The 519-nt window shown below is 64.4% G+C and carries 2 pseudogenes; one reads left to right on the top strand and one right to left on the bottom strand.

Annotation, left to right across the window (positions count from 1 at the left end):
* Positions 1-99 (top strand): annotated as a pseudogene (locus ENZ74_RS33885) (RNA polymerase-binding protein DksA); the annotation flags it as partial.
* Positions 100-284: 185 nt separating this feature from the next.
* On the opposite strand, the pseudogene ENZ74_RS33880 reads toward ENZ74_RS33885, so the two are convergent.
* Positions 285-519 (bottom strand): annotated as a pseudogene (locus tag ENZ74_RS33880) (hypothetical protein); the annotation flags it as partial.

Below are 519 nucleotides of genomic sequence, written 5' to 3'. Positions count from 1 at the left end.
ATCGCGCTGAAGCGGCTCGATGCACGTCCGATCGCGACATTGTCGATCGAAGCGCAGGAGCGGCATGAGCGCCGCGAAAAAGTCTATCGCGACGACTGAAGCTCACGGCCGGCTGTCTCGAACGAACTCGATTCTGAAAATGGCCGGTTTTCCGGCCATTTTCATTGGTGCGGCATCCACCGCTCAGGGCGCGCGAAGATCGAAAACCCTCGGGGCTTCGGACGAGGTGGTTCGGCAGCCGGACCGGCGACGGTGTTTCGCGGGGATAGCGACCCGGCGGTCGCTCATTTCTTCTGGCTGGAGAGTTCACCGAGAAGCTTGGTCATCTCGTCGTCGAGCGACTGCGGCGCCGCCGGCTTGCCCACCTGGCCGCCCGAACGGGGCTGGTCCAGCGATACTTCAAGTTCTCTCATCAGCGTGTCGTCGATGCTGTCCTGCACCGGCTGCGGTGGTGGCGGGGCGTGCCGGGCGGTGTTGGCGTTGGCGGAGCCGTAGGCGGGCAACGGCGTGACATTGGTC

This window comes from Mesorhizobium sp. M7A.F.Ca.CA.002.15.2.1 (assembly GCF_003998715.1).
In the GTDB taxonomy this organism is placed as follows: Bacteria; Pseudomonadota; Alphaproteobacteria; order Rhizobiales; family Rhizobiaceae; genus Mesorhizobium; species Mesorhizobium ciceri.
The sequence above is the reverse complement of the archived record's forward strand: the minus strand, read 5'-3'. Positions and strand labels throughout refer to the sequence as shown.